Source organism: Streptomyces chartreusis NRRL 3882 (assembly GCF_900236475.1).
Lineage (GTDB): Bacteria > Actinomycetota > Actinomycetes > Streptomycetales > Streptomycetaceae > Streptomyces > Streptomyces chartreusis_D.
The window spans coordinates 7855859-7872652 of record NZ_LT963352.1; the positions used below are offsets into that span (position 1 = coordinate 7855859).

2 protein-coding genes and 1 pseudogene are annotated in these 16794 nt (G+C 72.9%); all 3 read right to left on the reverse strand.

Going from position 1 to position 16794, the window contains the following annotated elements; translation table 11 throughout:
• Positions 1 to 11: 11 nt before the first annotated feature.
• The 3 genes and pseudogenes from SCNRRL3882_RS35590 to SCNRRL3882_RS35600 all read right to left on the reverse strand — a co-directional run bounded on the left by SCNRRL3882_RS35590 (position 12) and on the right by SCNRRL3882_RS35600 (position 16761).
• A complete protein-coding gene (locus tag SCNRRL3882_RS35590) occupies positions 12 to 1208 on the reverse strand; it encodes a transposase (RefSeq protein WP_010048968.1) in 1197 nt (398 codons plus the stop codon).
• Between the two features lie 169 nt (positions 1209 to 1377).
• A pseudogene (locus tag SCNRRL3882_RS35595) lies at positions 1378 to 7887 on the reverse strand (SDR family NAD(P)-dependent oxidoreductase); the annotation flags it as partial.
• 45 nt (positions 7888 to 7932) lie between these two features.
• On the reverse strand, positions 7933 to 16761 hold the full coding sequence (locus SCNRRL3882_RS35600) for a type I polyketide synthase (protein WP_102514905.1): 8829 nt from the start codon (positions 16759 to 16761) through the stop codon (positions 7933 to 7935).
• Positions 16762 to 16794: the final 33 nt, after the last annotated feature.

A 16794-nucleotide genomic window follows, 5' to 3' on the forward strand; every position in this document is an offset into this window, starting at 1 on the left:
GGAAAACCGGCCTACGACACCGCTCCCGGCTGCCCCGACCGCGGCCGGGCAAGCGCTTGTACGGCGTGCGCGGCCGAGGCAAGCGTCATGTGCCGGTGCCAACCGGTGAAGGAACGGCCCACGAAGTCCCGGATGCCGACCTGTTCGGAGATCTCGACGGCGTCACGGCTGACGCGCCGCACCAGCTGCGTCAGCCGGGCCAGGTCGGCCGGTGCCGAGGAGACCGAGTCCGTCAGCCACAGCTCGCCCGGCCACTGCTCACCCGGCCCCGCCAGGCCGAGCAACAGCAGGTCCCCGTGCCGGCCCGCCGCTCCCGCACCGAGCGAGGCAGCCGGTACCCGCACCCGGACAGCGGCCAGCAGACCACCGCGCCCGCCCGGTGACACGCCCGGAGCCCGCCACGGATAGGGCCGCCGCAACGGAGCCGCTGCCCGCATGATCTCCCCGGCCGACCGGTACCTGTCGCTGCGCACGGGCAGCGCCGCGTCGGCGGCCGCAAGCCGCAGCCCGCCGTCCACCCGCACCAGCAGCCGGCGCAACCCCGCCGTCCGCAGCCGCCCCAGCACGGCGAGCGTGTCCACCTCCGGGACATCGACGACCACCGGCCGGGCCGTCAGCCCCCAGCCACGCGCCACCCTCACGCTCGCCTGCACCGCACACATCTCCATGGACTCGGGACACGCCCCGGCCGGGATGCCCGCCTGTGCCCGGCGCACCGGGTCGCCCAGCCAGACACCCGACAGCAGCAGCCGCCAGTTCACCGGACACGCCAGGCGCTCCGACGCCAGCCACACGCCGACGGCTCGCTGGGCGTAGAGGGCCGGCGAGGCGTCGCGCTCCACTCCGACGGAGTTCTCCCCGGTCTTCGGAATGACCAACGGCCGCACCACCCAGGCCGCCGGAGGCTCCACCGCGGCCACGTACCCCGCCAGAGCCGCACGCATCGGGTCCCACCGCCACGTCGACCCGCACACGAAGTGGTGCAGGCGCTGTTCGGCGGCCCGCCCCCCGAACAGGGAAGCGATGTTGCGGATGGACTTGCGCCCCCGGGCGTGGATCAGCCCGTGGAGGTAGTCGAGGCCGCGCCCGCGCTGGTCGCTGCGGGGCAACGAGGCGAAGAGGGCGTCGCACAGATCGTGCAGCACCTCGTCCACGCTCCCGGCCCCCGCGTCGAGCCCCGGCCCTTCGAGGTCGTGTCCGGTGATCATGTTTCCCCATCTCGGCCGAGCGGCCGCGGCGGCTCGGCGTTCGGTCCGTTCGATCCGTTCGGTCCGTTCGATCGGTCGCACGGGGGACGACCGAGACGGCTCCGCGAGCGACTTCGGCCAGCCGGTCACCGGCCGGCGGAGGTCCGCTCGCGGACCCGTTTCCAGTGGCTCAGCTCAGCTCCTGGTCGATGAAGTCGAGCAGCTCGTCCGCCGTCGCCGACTCCAGCCGGGCGGTCACCGGAGCGCCGCCGGGAACAGATGCGGCCCCGTCTGCCGTGCTTCGCGTGTGCGCCCTGTCCAGCAGCGACCGCAGCCGTTCCGCGACCCCCGTCGCCGTGACGTCCTCCGCCCGAGCGGCCGTCAGCATCCTCTCCAGACGGTCCAACTCGGCCAGCAGTGCCGCCCCCGCATCGCCGTGGCCCTGATCGGCCCCGGGGCCGCGGACCGGGCCGGGCCCATCGGCCTCGCCGGCGGTGGTGAGTCGGGGCAGCAGGTGGTGGGTGAGGGCCGCCGGGCTGGGGTGGTCGAAGACGGTGGTGGCGGGCAGGGTCAGGCCTGTGCTGGTGGAGAGCCGGTTGCGCAGCTCGAGAGCGGTGAGGGAGTCGAGTCCTTGTTCCATGAAGCCTCGGTGGGCGTCGATGGCCTCCAGGCCGGGCAGGGCCAGGATCGTCGCCGTGTGGCGGCGGATGTGGTCCAGCAGGGCGTTGAACCGCTGGGGCGGGGCGAGTGCACCGAGCCGCTGAGACAGCGACGGGCCCTCCTCGACCGTGGCCGCCACCGCCCTGGTCGTCGCGGCGAGCCGCTGCCACAGCGGAAGCCGTGGCAGCTGCCGCTGGTCGAGCAGCGCGGTGAGCAGGAGCGCGTGCGGTGGCAGAGCGGCCGCGTCGAACAGCTCCAGCGCCTCGGGAGTCGACATCGGCGCGATGGCGTTGCGCGCCATGCGTGCTTTGTCTTGGTCGTCGAGGTGGCTGGTCATGCCGCTGGTTTGTTGCCAGAGGCCCCAGGCGAGGCTGGTGGCGGGTTGGTTGTGGTGGCGGCGGTGGTGGGCGAGGGCGTCGAGGTAGGTGTTGGCGGTGCTGTAGTTGGCTTGGCCGGGGCTGCCGAGGATGCTGCCGGCGGAGGAGAAGAGGAGGAAGACGGCGGGGTCGTGGGGGAGGGTGTGGTGGTGGAGGTGGTGGGCGGTGGTGGCTTTGGAGGTCAGGACGGTGGTGAGTTGGTGGGGGGTGAGGTGGGTGAGGGTGGCGTCGTCGAGGTGGCCGGTGGCGTGGATGACGGCGGTCAGGGGGTGTTCGGTGGGGATGTCGGCGAGGGTTTTGGCCAGGGCGTGGGGGTCGGTGAGGTCGCAGGCGGTGATGGTGGCCTGGGCGCCGGTTTGGGTCAGGTCGTGGTGGAGGGCGGGGGCGGTGGGGGCGTTGGGTCCTTGGCGGCTGAGGAGGAGGAAGTGGCGCATGTGGTGGTGGTGGGCGAGGTGGCGGGCGATGAGGCCGCCGAGGGTGCCGGTGCCGCCGGTGATCAGGACGGTGCCGTGGGGGTTGACCGGGCGGGGGATGCGGATGACGTTCTTGCCGGTGTGACGGGCCTGGCTCATGTGGCGCAGGGCCTGGGGCAGTCGGGCGAGGTCCCACTCGGTGCGGGGCAGGGGGGTGAGCGCCTGGTGGGTGAAGAGGGTGAGCAGGTGGTGGAGCATTTCGCCGGTGCGGGTCGGGCCTGCTTCTTTGAGGTCGAAGGCGCGGTAGGTGATGCCGGGGTGGGTGGCGGTGATCTGCTGGGGGGTGCGGATGTCGGTCTTGCCCATTTCGATGTAGCGGCCGCCGCGGGGGGTGAGCAGGCGCAGGGAGGCGTCGACGAACTCGCCGGACAGGGAGCCCAGGACGATGTCCATGCCACTGCCGCCGGTGTGGTTGAGGTATTGCTCGGCGAAGTCGGTGGTGCGTGAGGAGGCGATGCGTTCTTCGGGGATGCCCAATGCTGTGAGGGTGTGCCATTTGGCGGGGCTGGCGGTGGTGTAGACGTCGGCGCCGAAGTGGCGGGCGAGCTGGGTGGCGGCCATGCCGACTCCGCCGGCGGCGGCGTGGATGAGGACGCGTTGGCCGGGCTGGATCTGTGCCAGGTCGTGCAGGGCGTAGTAGGCGGTCAGGAACACGGCGGGCACGGAGGCGGCCTGTTCGAAGGACCAGCCCGCCGGGATGGGGGCGAGCATGCGTTCGTCGGCGATGGTGCGCACGGCGAACGCGGCCGGGAACGCGCCCAGTACCCGGTCACCGACGGCGAAGCGTGACACACCGGGCCCGGTTTCGGTGACCACTCCGGCGCCCTCGGCGCCCAGCCCGTCCGCGCTGTCGACCATGCCGAGCGCGACGGCGACGTCGTAGAAGTTCAGTCCGGCCGCGCGGACCTCGATGCGGACCTCGCCCGGTTTCAGGGGGCGGGTGGCCGCCTCGTGCGGGGTCTTGGCCAGCGCGTCCAGGGAACCGGTGCCCTGCGTGGTGACACGCCAGGTGTCACCCGCGCCAAAGCCGCTGACGCCGTGCAGCACACCACCGCCCGTGAGCGCCCGCACCAGCCTGGGCGCGTGCAGCTGTCCATCCCGCCAGGCCAGCTGCGGCTCACCGGACACCGACAGCGCACCCAGCAGGGCATTCGTATCCGCGTGTTGGTGGGGGTCGAGGTCGAGGAGGGTGAAACGGTCGGGGTGCTCACTCTGGGCGGTGCGAACCATGCCCCACACGCCCGAGGCGGCCAGGTCCACCACGTCCGCGCCCGCATCCGGGCCCACACCGGTGTCGACGGCCACAGCGCCCCGGGTCACGACGGCCAGCCTCGCCCGGGCCAGCCGGTCCTCGGCCAGCCACGCCTGCAACGCCGCAAGCACCGCAGTGCTGACTTCGGTCACGTCCCGGTCCCGGCCCGAGACCGGCAACACCACCACCTGCACGGAGGCGGGAACGTCTTCCAGGTCCGTGACGGCCGGCAGACCCCAGGTGTCTGCCTCGCCGCTGTCCTGGGGCCTCCACACGATGGTGTCGGCGGGCTGGGGTGTGTCGGGTGTGGGCAGGGCGGGCCAGGACAGGGCGAACAGTCCACGCGCCGCAGCCGTCGAAGTCGAGGAGGGCTGCAGTTCCGCCGGGTCCAGGCGGCGGGCGGTCAACTGCTCGACCACCGCGAGGGGTTCACCGGCCACGTCGTAGAGGTCCATCCGCACACTGCCCTCACCCAGCGGGGTGATCCGCACCCGGGCGCGGGTCGCGCCGGTGGCCAGCAGACGCACACCGTTCCAGGCGAACGGCAGCCACACCCCGTCCTGGTCCAGCACCTTACTGAACTGCAGCAGATGCGCGGCCGCGTCACACAAGGCCGGATGCAGCCCGAACCGGGCCGCCTCCTGCACTACCGATTCCGGTAATGCGATCTCCCCGTAGACCGTGTCCCCCAGCCGCCAGGCCGCCCGCACACCCTGGAACACCGGCCCATAGCCATAACCCCGCTCAGCCAACTCCCCATACAAGCCGCTGACATCAATCACCCCAGCACCCACCGGCGGCCAGACACCGACAGGCGGCACCTCAGGCGTGCTGTCCTGCGCGATCACGGCCTGCGCGTGCTGGGCCCACACCGCATCCGTCCCGGCCGGGCGGGAGTACACCACGACCTGACGCCTACCGTCGTCCCCGGCCGGTTCGATGACGATCTGGAGATCCGCCTGGCCGGTGTCGGGCAGTACGAGCGGAGCCTGGACGACCAGCTCCTCGATCACCTGGCAGCCGACCTCGTCAGCGGCCCGCAACACCAGATCCATGAACCCGGTGCCGGGGAAGAGGACCTGCCCGGACACGGCATGGTCGTCCAACCAACGCTGCCGGGAACGGGACAGCCGCCCGCACAGCACCACTGCGCCGCCGGCGGCTACCTCGACCACTGCCGAAATCAGGCCGTGCTCGACAACGCCCAGCCCCACACCGGAAACATCTCCCGTGCTTTCCGTGCGTTCCAGCCAGAACCGTGACCGGTCGAAGGCATACGTCGGCAGTTCCACCGGTTGGGTTTCGGGCAGCAGCACGGGCCAGGTGATGTCCACGCCGGTGGTCCACAAGCTGCCCGCGCTGGTCAGGAACCGGCGCAGACCACCGTCATCACGCCGCAGGGTCCCCGAGACCGCCACCTGCGCACCCGGCACCGTCTCCAGCGTCTGCTCCACACCCGGGACGAGCACCGGATGGGCGCTGCACTCCACCAGGGCGGTGAACCCGTCCTGCGCCAGCCTGCGCACGGCCTGCTCGAACTCCACCCGCCCACGCAGGTTGGCATACCAGTAGCCGCCGTCCATCTCCGGGCCCGCCAGCACCTCACCCGTCAGCGTCGAGTACACAGGAACCCGCCCCGCACGCGGCGCGACACCCGCCAAAGCCGCCTCGATCCGCTTACGGACCTGCTCGACATGCACCGAGTGCGAGGCATAGTCGACATCGATACGCCGAGCCCGCACCCCGCCGGCGACGAGTCCCGCCACCAGGCCGGCGACCTCCTCCGCGCCGCCGGAGACCACCGTGGAGGCAGGGCCGTTGACCGCCGCCACACTCACCGATTCCAGCTGCGCGATGCGCTCCTCGACCTCGGCCCGGCCCAGCGCCACCGAGGCCATCGCCCCCTGCCCGCAGATCTCCACCAGCGCCTGGGAACGGGCCACCACCACCCGCAGCGCGTCCTCCAGGCAGAGCACCCCCGCCACATGCGCGGCAGCGATCTCCCCCTGCGAATGACCCACCACCGCCGAGGGCACCACGCCCACCGACTCCCACAGACGGGCCAGAGCGACCATCACGGTGAACATCACCGGCTGCACCACATCCACCCGGTCGAACCCGGGCGCCCCCGCCGCTCCTTGCAGCACATCCACCACCGACCAGCCCGCCAGCTCCTCCACCACAGCCGAACACTCACCCACGGCCTCGGCGAAGACATCACTGCACCCCAGCAGCTCCACCCCCATCCCCACCCACTGCCACCCCTGCCCCGGAAACACGAACGCCACCTTGGGCCGGGCGTCGGCTACTCCACGGGCAGCCCCGGCCGGCAGCTCGTCGGCGAGGAATTCCCTGAGCCGGTTCGAGAGTTCGTCGGTGGACTCACCCACCACGGCCAGGCGATGCCGTAATCCGTCGCGCCCCGCCAACGCGACCGCCACCGACTCCAGGCCCACGTCGGGACGTTCACCGACGAACGACACCAACCGTTCCACCTGCCCGCGCAGGCCACCCGGGCCGGCACCCGAGACCACCCACGGCACCAAGCGCGAACCACCGTCCACCACCGGCTCGACAGCGGACTCCTCGGCCGCCGGAGCCTCCTCCACGATCACGTGCGCGTTCGTGCCGCTCACTCCGAACGACGACACACCCGCCCGACGCACCCGCTCACCGCGCGGCCACGCCACACCCTCCGAGAGCAGGGAGACGTCACCGTCCTTCCAGTCGATCATCGGGGTGGGCTCGTCGGCATACAGCGACGGAGGCAGCATGTCGTTGCGCAGTGCCATGACCGTCTTGATGACACCGGCGACACCCGCGGCGGCCTGCGCATGGCCGATGTTGGACTTCACCGATCCCAGCCACAACGGACGCCCCTCCGGGCGGTCCTTGCCGTACGTGGCGATCAGCGCCTGCGCCTCGATCGGGTCACCCAGCTTCGTGCCCGTTCCATGCGCTTCCACCGCGTCGACGTCCTGGGGCTGGAGGCCGGCGTTCTCCAGCGCGGCCTTGATCACCCGCTGCTGCGACGGCCCGTTCGGCGCCGTCAGCCCGTTGCTCGCGCCGTCCTGGTTGACCGCCGAGCCACGTACGACGCCGAGGATCCGGTGCCCGTTGCGCCGCGCGTCCGACAACCGCTCCACCGCCAGCACGCCCACACCCTCGCCGGCACTGAAGCCGTCGGCCGAGGCGGCGAACGGCTTGCAGCGGCCGTCCTCCGCCAGGCCCCGCTGCCGGGAGAACTCGACGAACGCCGCGGGGTTGGCCAGCACCATCACCCCACTCGCGAGCGCGAGGGAGCACTCGCCCTGCCGCAGCGCCTGCACCGCCAGGTGCAAGGCCACCAGCGACGACGAACACGCCGTGTCCACCGACACCGACGGCCCCTCGAAACCGAACGTGTACGACACCCGCCCGGACAGCACACTGGCGATGTTGCCGGTGAGCGAGTAGCCCTCGACGTTGTCCGGCACCCGGCCGGGTTCCGGAATGTAGCCGGAGTTCGAGACGCCGACGAAGACGCCGGTGCGGCTGCCCCGCAGGTCCTCCGCCTTCAGCCCGGCCCGCTCCAGCGCCTCCCACGACACCTCCAGCAGCAACCGCTGCTGCGGATCCATCGCCAACGCCTCACGACGCGAGATACCGAAGAACTCCGCGTCAAAACCGGCCACGTCGTCCAGGAACCCGCCCCGCCGCACATACGACTTCCCCGACGCGTCGGGGTCCGGGTCGTAAAGGTCCTCCGGCCAGCCCCGGTCCGCCGGGAACTCCGACGTCGCGTCCACACCGTCGGCCACCAGCCGCCACAGATCCTCCGGCGAAGCCACACCCCCCGGATAACGGCACGCCATACCCACGATCGCGATCGGCTCCCGAGCCCTCTCCACCATGCGGTCGTTCTCCCGCTGCAACCGCTCGGTTTCCTTCAACGAGGCACGCAACGCCTCGACCAGCTCGTTGTTCGCAGCATTCATCGTGAATTACTCGCTCTCATCAACGGGGTCAGGACGGTCGCCGCGTGCCATGCGGATCATTTCCTCGATGCTCATGGAGTCGATCTCACTCCCGGCCGACGGGGCGTGGCGTGCCACTGGGGAGGCCGTTGCCGGGGTTCCGTTCACCGGCTCGCCGCCGGTTTCGGTGAAGGGCGTGGATCCCGTGGCGAGTTCGTCGAGGAGGTGCCGCGCCAGTGCCTCCGACGTCGGGTGGTCGAAGACGGCGGTGGGGGACACCCGCAGACCCGTCGCCTTGTTGAGCCGGTTGCGCAGCTCGATGCCCATCACCGAGTCGAAGCCCAGGTCTCGGAAAGCCTGGCCGGGGACGACCCGTTCGGTCCTCGCGTAGCCGAGGACGGTCGAGACCTCGGCGCAGACGAGGTCCAGCAGCGTGTCGAGCCGCTGCTGCGGCGCCAGTCCGGCCAGCCGGGCCGGCAGGGCAGGCTGCTGCTCCTGGTCGGCAGCCGCCGCCCGCGCCGGACCGCCGACCAACTCGGACACCATGGGGTGGGGGCGAATGGCGTTGAGGACCTTCCCGAACCGGGCCCAGTCGACGTTCGCGACCATCACGTCCGTGTCGCCGTGATCGAGCGCCTGCTGAAGCGCCGTGGCCGCGAGGTGCGGGGTCATCAGGTCCATCCCCCGGTGGCTGATGAACCTGGCGAAGTCCTCCTTGCCGGCCATTCCGCCGCCGGACCATGCTCCCCAGGCGACCGAAAGAGCCGGGACCCCTTCTGCCCGCAGGTGCGCGGCGAGGGCGCTGAGATAGGCGTTGCCCGCCGCGTAGGCGCCCTGGCCCACGCTCGGCAGCAGGCTGCCCGCGGAGGAGAACAGCACGAACGCGGAGAGGTCGAACTTCCCGGTCAGCTCGCGGAGATTGGCCACGGCACCGGACTTCGGGCGCAGTACGCGCTCCAGTTGGCCGGCGGTCATCTCGTTCACCGGTGCGTCGTCCACGACGCCGGCCGTGTGCATCACGGCGGTGAGCGGATGCTCGGCCGGAATGCCGTCGATGGCGCGCGCCAGCGCGTCTCGGTCGGCGGCGTCGCACGCGGCGAAGGTGACCGAGGAGCCCAGTCCCTCGAGTTCCGCGACCAGTTCGGCGGCGCCCGGAGCGCTCTCGCCCTGGCGGCTGACGAGGAGCAGGTGAGGGGCCCCGTGGTAGGCGAGCCACCGGGCGATGTGACCGCCGAGGGCGCCGGTGCCGCCGGTGACCAGCGTGGTGCCCTCGGGACGCCAGGGCGCGGGCTGCGCGGTGTCCGGGAGCGGTGCGCGCTTCAGCCGGCGCAGCAGGACCTGGGTCCCGCGCACGGCGACCTGGTCCTCGTCGCCGGGGTCGGCGAGCACCCCGCACAGCAGGGCGGCGGCACGGTCGTCGAAGACGGGCGGCAGATCGACCATCCCCGCAAGGCACTGCGGGTTCTCCAGGCCGGCGGCCCTGCTGAGGCCCCAGACATGAGCCTGCACCGGGTGGGCCGGGACCTCGTCGGGGGCGACGGAGAACGCGCCGTTGGTCACCGACCACAGCCGGGCCGGGAACGGCGCGGCGTCCAGTGCCCGCACCAGTTCGACGGTGGCCAGCAGACCCGCGGGCACCACGGGATGCCGCGGATGCGGAGACTCGTCGAGCGGGAGGAACGACAGCACGCCCGCGACCTCGCCGCCCTCCGTCAGGCTGTCGGCGTCACTGCGCAGGAGTTCCGTCAATCCCCCGCGGTCGCCGTCCCGGGTGTCGACGAGCAGCGGCACCGGGGCGGCCCCGTACCGGGTCAGGGCCTTGAGGGAGCCGACGACGAGCTCGTCGTCCGCCAGGTGACGGGGCACGACCACCAGCCAGGTACCGGACAGTGCCGCCGTGCGCGACGTCCGCGGTGCGCGATCCCAGGTGACGCGGTATCGCCACGACTCGGCGACCGTGCCTTCCCGGCGCTCCTGCCACCAGTTGGACAGCGCGGGCAGTACCTCGTGGAGGGCGTCGGTCACCCGGCTTTCGCGGAGGCCGAGCAACGTGGCCAGCTCACCGGCCTCCCCGTCCTTCACCAGGCGCCAGAAGCGCCGCTCCAGCCGGTCGTCCGAACCACTGTCCGGTGCCGTGCCGGACGCCGCGACCAGCGGGTCGAGGGGCAGTTCGACCGGTTGGGTTTCGGGCAGCAGCACGGGCCAGGTGATGTCGACGCCGGTGGTCCACAAGCTGCCCGCGCTGGTCAGGAACCGGCGCAGACCACCGTCATCACGCCGCAGGGTCCCCGAGACCGCCACCTGCGCACCCGGCACCGTCTCCAGCGTCTGCTCCACACCCGGGACGAGCACCGGATGGGCGCTGCACTCCACCAGGGCGGTGAACCCGTCCTGCGCCAGCCTGCGCACGGCCTGCTCGAACTCCACCCGCCCACGCAGGTTGGCATACCAGTAGCCGCCGTCCATCTCCGGGCCCGCCAGCACCTCACCCGTCAGCGTCGAGTACACAGGAACCCGCCCCGCACGCGGCGCGACACCCGCCAAAGCCGCCTCGATCCGCTTACGGACCTGCTCGACATGCACCGAGTGCGAGGCATAGTCGACATCGATACGCCGAGCCCGCACCCCGCCGGCGACGAGTCCCGCCACCAGGCCGGCGACCTCCTCCGCGCCGCCGGAGACCACCGTGGAGGCAGGGCCGTTGACCGCCGCCACACTCACCGACTCCAGCTGCGCGATGCGCTCCTCGACCTCGGCCCGGCCCAGCGCCACCGAGGCCATCGCCCCCTGCCCGCAGATCTCCACCAGCGCCTGGGAACGGGCCACCACCACCCGCAGCGCGTCCTCCAGGCAGAGCACCCCGGCCACATGCGCGGCAGCGATCTCCCCCTGCGAATGACCCACCACCGCCGAGGGCACCACGCCCACCGACTCCCACAGACGGGCCAGAGCGACCATCACGGTGAACATCACCGGCTGCACCACATCCACCCGGTCGAACCCGGGCGCCCCCGCCGCACCTTGCAGCACATCCACCACCGACCAGCCCGCCAGCTCCTCCACCACAGCCGAACACTCACCCACGGCCTCGGCGAAGACATCACTGCACACCAGCAGCTCCACCCCCATCCCCACCCACTGCCACCCCTGCCCCGGAAACACGAACGCCACCTTCGAAGCGGCCTTCGCGCTGCCTTCGAGCACGCCCTTCGACGGATCACCGGACAGGAAGGACTCCAGCCCCTCCACCAGTTCTCCGGACGACTCACCCACGACAGCCAGCCGACGCCGCGCCGCGGTGCGCCCCGCCAAAGCAGCCGCCACCGATCCGGCACCCACCTCGGACCGCGCACCCAGGAACGACGCCAACCGCTCCACCCGGCCCCGCATCTCACCCTCGTCGTCCCCGGAGAGCAGCCACGGCACGGGCCGGGCCGGCTCGATCTCCCGGTACCAGTACGGGCGGTGCTCCCACGGGTAGCCGGGGAGGCTCACCACACGGCGGCCGGGCGGTGTCGGCTGCGGGGCCGGACGGTATCCGGCCGCGTACAGTTCGGCGGCGACCAGAGCGGGCCGGTCGCCGCGGATGCCGTCGTGGGGGAGCGGGGTGGGGCCGAGCAGGACGTCCACCGCGGTCGTGGCGGGGACCGTGTCCCAGTCGACGGTGTCCGCGGCGGGCGCGTGCAGGAACGGCACCCGTGCGGGCCGGGTGAGGTCCTCCGGGAGCTCTGAGCGGCCGCTCAGCAGCTGTCGTAGGGCCTCCTCCACGGTGAGTTGTCCGGCGGCGCACGCGGCGGCGAGTCGGCCGGCGCCCACCCCGACGACAGCGGCGGGGACGATGCCGAGCGCGTACCAACCGCTCGTCGCGGCGGACTGATGGGCCAGCAGGAAGGCGTCGCCCAGCCCGGCCGGCGGTTCCGCGGTCAGGTCACAGGGGGCGCCGAGCAGCCGGTTCAGCGTGTCGCCGCAGTGGGCGAGGGCGGCCTCGTAGCCGGGCGTGGCGAGGGCGAACGCCCGACGGGCGGCCGCGGACGGGAGGGCCGTGCCGTAGAAGAGGGCGACGGATGGTTCCTCGTCCTCGACGGCACGGCCGAGGCGGGTCTTTGGCGTCGTCCGGCCCGCGGCGACCTCGTCCAGCGCCTCGGCGAGTGTGGTGGCGTCGGAGCCGACGACGACGGCACGGTGCTCCAGCAGGGTACGGCGGTGCCGTGCCGTGAACACCACGTCGGCCACGTCGTTCCCGCCGGTGCGCAGCGCGTCGGCCAGCCGTCCGGCGGCGGTGCGCAACGCGGCCGGGGTGGCCGCGGTCACCGGCAGGACGTACGGCGCGGTTCCGGGGGCGGTGGCCGGGGCCGGTGCGGGGACGTACTGCTCGACGAGGACGTGGGCGTTGCTGCCGGTGAACCCGAACGCGCTGACGCCGGCCCGGGCCGGGCGGCCCTCGGCGGGCCACTTCCGGGGGGTGTCGACGAGTGCCACCGGCAGCCGGTCCCAGTCGATGTGGGGCGTGGGGCGGTCGACGAGGTGCGGCGGAAGCTCACCCGCGGACAGGGCCAGTACGACCTTCAGCAGTCCGACGACACCGGCCGCGGCGCCGAGGTGGCCGACGTTCGCCTTGGCCGACCCGATGAGCAGCGGCCGGTCGGGCGCGCGCCCGGTGCCCAAGGACTCGGCGAGGGCCCGCACTTCGATGGGGTCGCCGAGCGGGGTGCCGGTGCCGTGCGCCTCCACGTAGTCGACGTCGGCGGGTGACCAGCCGGCCCGGTCGAGGGCCTGCCGCACGACATCGGCCTGGGCCGAGGGATTGGGCACGGTCAGGCCCCCGGTCGCGCCGTCCTGGTTGAGGGCACTGCCACGCAGCACCGCGTACACGCGGTCGCCGTCGGCGACGGCCGCGCGCAGCGGCTTGAGGACCAGGGCGACGGCGCCCTCACCGCAGGCGAACCCGTCGGCGTCCTGGTCGAAGACCTTGCAGCGGCCGTCCTCGGAGAGGGCCCCGCCGCCCGCCATGGACGCCACGAGCGGGCTGGGTGCCACGATGGCGCTGGCACCGCCGACGACGGCGACCTCGCACTCGCCGGCCCGCAGCGCCTGGCAGGCGAGGTGCACCGCGGTCAGCGACGAGGAACAGGCGGTGTCGACGGCGAAGCTCGGGCCGCTGAGACCGAGGGTGTACGACAGCCGGCCGGCGACGGCCGCGTACGAGGTGCCCGTGCCGTGGTGCAGGCCGAGGTCCTCGACCGTCAGGTGCCGGGCGATCAGATGCTGGTAGTCGGCGATCGAGATACCGGCGTACACGCCGACCGGCCGGGACGCCAGTGTGTGCGCGGGGCAGCCGGCGTCCTCCAGTGCCTCCCAGGCGACTTCCAGGTACATGCGCTGCTGCGGGTCGAGCAGCTTGGCCTCGCGCGGTGAGATACGGAAGAACGGGGCGTCGAAGTCGGCGATGCCGTCGACGTACGAGCCACGGGTGGGGATGGCGGCGCCCAGCTCGTCCCACAGGGGGTCGGCCCGTCGGCCGGGCGGCGGCTCCGACGCGGTGTCGCGCCGCTCCATGAGCAGTCGCCAGAACTCCTCCGGGGAGGCGGCGGCCGGCAGTCGGCAGCCGACTCCGATGACCGCGACGGCGTCCGCCTCCGCGACGGCGTCCGCGCCGACGTCCACAGCGTCCACGGACGCGGGAGCGGCGGGTGCCGCGGGCGTGGCGGCCGGAGTGGCGGAGGTGGGGGCCACGTCCGTGAGATGCTCCGCGAGCGCCGCCACCGTCGGTCGTTCGAACACGATCGGCGTGGGCAGGTCGACGCCGAACTCCTCCTCCAGGCGCCGCCGCAGCGTGACCGCGGTCAGGGAGTCAAGCCCCTGCTCGAAGAGCCCCCGGCGACGCCCCAGCCGGTGCCCGTCGCGCAGGCCGAGGACCTCACGCACCAGCGCCTCGACGCGGTCGGCGACGGGGCCGGCGGAGGAGACGGGTGCCGTGGAGGAGACGGGCGCCGCCCCGGGCCGGGTGTCCGGCCGGGACTCGGCGACCGGTGAAGGCTCCACGGACCTCGGCGTGCCGCCGCCGGGATCCGCCCACAACTCCCCGGTCACCCGGTCGTTCTCGTCCAGCAGCGTGAGCCGGATCCGCGCCGGGGCTCCACCGGACGCCGGGGCCCCGGCCGCCGATGCGGTCTGCCGACCGCGCGGCACCTCCGGCAGCCAGTAACGGTCGCCGCCCCAGGAAGGCACCGGCAGCGAGCGATAGCGGTGCGGCCGGCCGGTGACCCGCTCCCAGCGCACCGGAACACCCGCCACGTGCAGACGGGCCAGGGCCTTGTGCGCGGCCAGCGGCCCCGGCTCGTTGCGGTTGAGCACCGGCAGGGCCGGTGCCTGCCTGCCCCGGCGGCGCTGTGCGTCGGCGAGCGGAGGCACCAGCACCGGATGCGGGCCGATCTCCACCAGCGGGTGGTCGTCTTCGGCCAGCAGCCCGTCGACGGCGGGCCACAGCAGCACGGGGCTGGTGAAGTTCCGTGCCCAGTACGCCGCGTCGAACGAAACGTCCCGCGCGTCCGGGTCGACGGTCGACACCAGCCGCACCGCCGGTGCCTGCGCGGTGATCCCCTCCAGTGCCCTCTCCAGCAGCGGTCCGCAGTGCGCCACCAGCGGGCTGTGGGCGGCGGCGTCCACCCGCAGCAGCCGGCAGCTCATGCCCCGCGCGTCCAGGGCCGCGGCGGTCTCCTTCACCGCCGTCGTCTCCCCGGCGACGATCAGCGACTCCGGGCCGTTGACGGCCACCACGGTCACCGGCAGCCCGATGTCGGCGAGCGCGTCCCGCACCTGGTCCCGGCTGCCGCGGACCGCGTACATCAGGCCGGTGCCGGCCGTCTCGCCGAGCAGACGGGCCCGGCGCACGATGACCTTGACCGCGTCCGGGAGGCTGAGCGCGCCCGCCGTGTGGGCCGCGGCCACCTCGCCGAGACTGTGCCCGACGATGGCGCCCGGGACGACACCCCGCTCGCGCAGCCACCTGGCGAGCGCGACCTGCACGGAGAAGATCGCGGGCTGCACGATCTCCGTCTGTGCGAGTCGTGACGACTCCGTGGGACGGCGTATCTCGTCCAGCAGCGACCACGAGGCCTCGGCGGCGATCAACTCGGCGCACTCGTCGAGGGTTTCGCGCACCAGCGGGTCGGAGCCGTACAGGTCGGCGGCCATGCCGGCCCACTGGCCGCCCTGGCCGGAGAAGACGAACACGGGCGGCGGCACGGCCTCCGGGTCGTCCACCACACCGGTGTAGACACCCTCCGGCGGATCCAGCGGGTCCTCCAGCGCCGCCGCCAGACCCGACCGGTCGGTGGCTACGACGGCGTAGCGGTGTGCCTCGTGGGTGCGGCGGGTCGCCGCGGAAGCCACCAGGTCGCCGAGCGGAACGTCGTCCTCGGCGACGGCCGCGCGCATCTGCGCCACCTGCTCGCCCAATGCCGTCTCACCCGCGGCGGACACCAGCAGCACCCGGGGCCCGTCCTCCGGCGCCGGGCACGGGGCCGCCGCAGCCGGTTCCACGGCCGGCGGCGCCTCCACGATGACGTGCACGTTCGTGCCGCTGAGCCCGAAGGAGCTGACGCCCGCGCGCAGCGGCCGTCCCCGGCCGGACAGGTCGACGTCGCCGAGCGGCACGCTCACGGCCCCGCCGCGCCAGTCGACCGCGGGGTTCGGGCGCTCGACGCGGGGCTGCGCGGGGACCCGTCCGGAGGAGACCACCCAGATCGTCTTCAGCAGGCCACCGATGCCGGCCGCCGCGTCCATGTGCCCGAGTACCGCCTTGTGCGAGCCCACGAGCACGGGGGAGTCCGCGGTACGCCCCGCCCCGTACACCTCGCCCAGCGCCTCCACCTCGATGAGGTCGCCGATCGGCGTCCCGGTGCCGTGCGCCTCGACGTAGTCCACCTCGTGCGGGGCGAGTCCGGCCCGGTCCAGGGCGCGCCGCAGCAGGTCGCCCTGAGCGGCGGCATTCGGCACCGTCAGGCCCAGACTGGCGCCGTCGTTGTTCACGGCCGACCCGCGGATGACGGCGTGGATCCGGTCGCCGGCCGCCACGGCGTCGGCGTACCGCTTGAGGACGACCACGCCGCAGCCCTCACCACGGACGATGCCGTCGGCGGCGGCGTCGAACGGCCGGCAGGCCCCGGACGGGGACAGCGCGCCGACGCTGCTGAGGAACACACTCAGGTCCGGCGTGATGAGCAGGCTGACGCCGCCGGCGACGGCCGTGTCGCAGTCCCCGGCACGCAGGCTCTGGGCCGCCTGATGCACGGCCAGCAGGGAGGAGGAGCAGGCGGAATTGACCGTCGACACCGGCCCGCTGAGGTCGAAGGTGTAGGCGAGACGGCCGGCGGCGAAGCTGAACTCCATGCCGCTCACGTGGTGCGGGCCGATACGGTCCAGGCCGAGGGTCCGGGCGTGCAACAGCTCGTAGTCCTTGGCGAGCATGCCCAGCACCACGGCGGTACGCGAGCCGCGCCACTCCTCGCGGGGGCGGCCCGAGTCGGCCATCGCCTCCCAGGCCACCTCCATCACCAGGCGCTGCTGCGGGTCCAGCACGCCCGCCTCACGCGGTGTGATGCCGAAGAAGGAGGCGTCGAACCGGTCGATGTCCTCCAGGAAGACGCCCACGCCGTTGGAGATGGTGCCCGGCCCGCCGGCCGGGTCGGCACGCTCCGGCCCCCACCGCTCCGCCGGCACGTCGGCGAACAGGTCGGGGCCGCTGCTCAGCAGACGCCCGAAGGAGCCGAGAGTCCGCACCCCGCCCGGGAAACGGCAGCCGACGCCGACGACGGCTATCGCCGTAGTGAAATCTCCTGGCGGTCGGGTCGTCATGTTCTGCCCCTCCGAATGGTCGAAGTAATCTCG

Excerpts from the sequence above, each read along its gene's own strand:
- SCNRRL3882_RS35590 (WP_010048968.1), bottom strand. The coding sequence starts at position 1,208 with ATGATCACCGGACACGACCTCGAAGGGCCGGGGCTCGACGCGGGGGCC.
- SCNRRL3882_RS35600 (WP_102514905.1), bottom strand. The coding sequence starts at position 16,761 with ATGACGACCCGACCGCCAGGAGATTTCACTACGGCGATAGCCGTCGTC.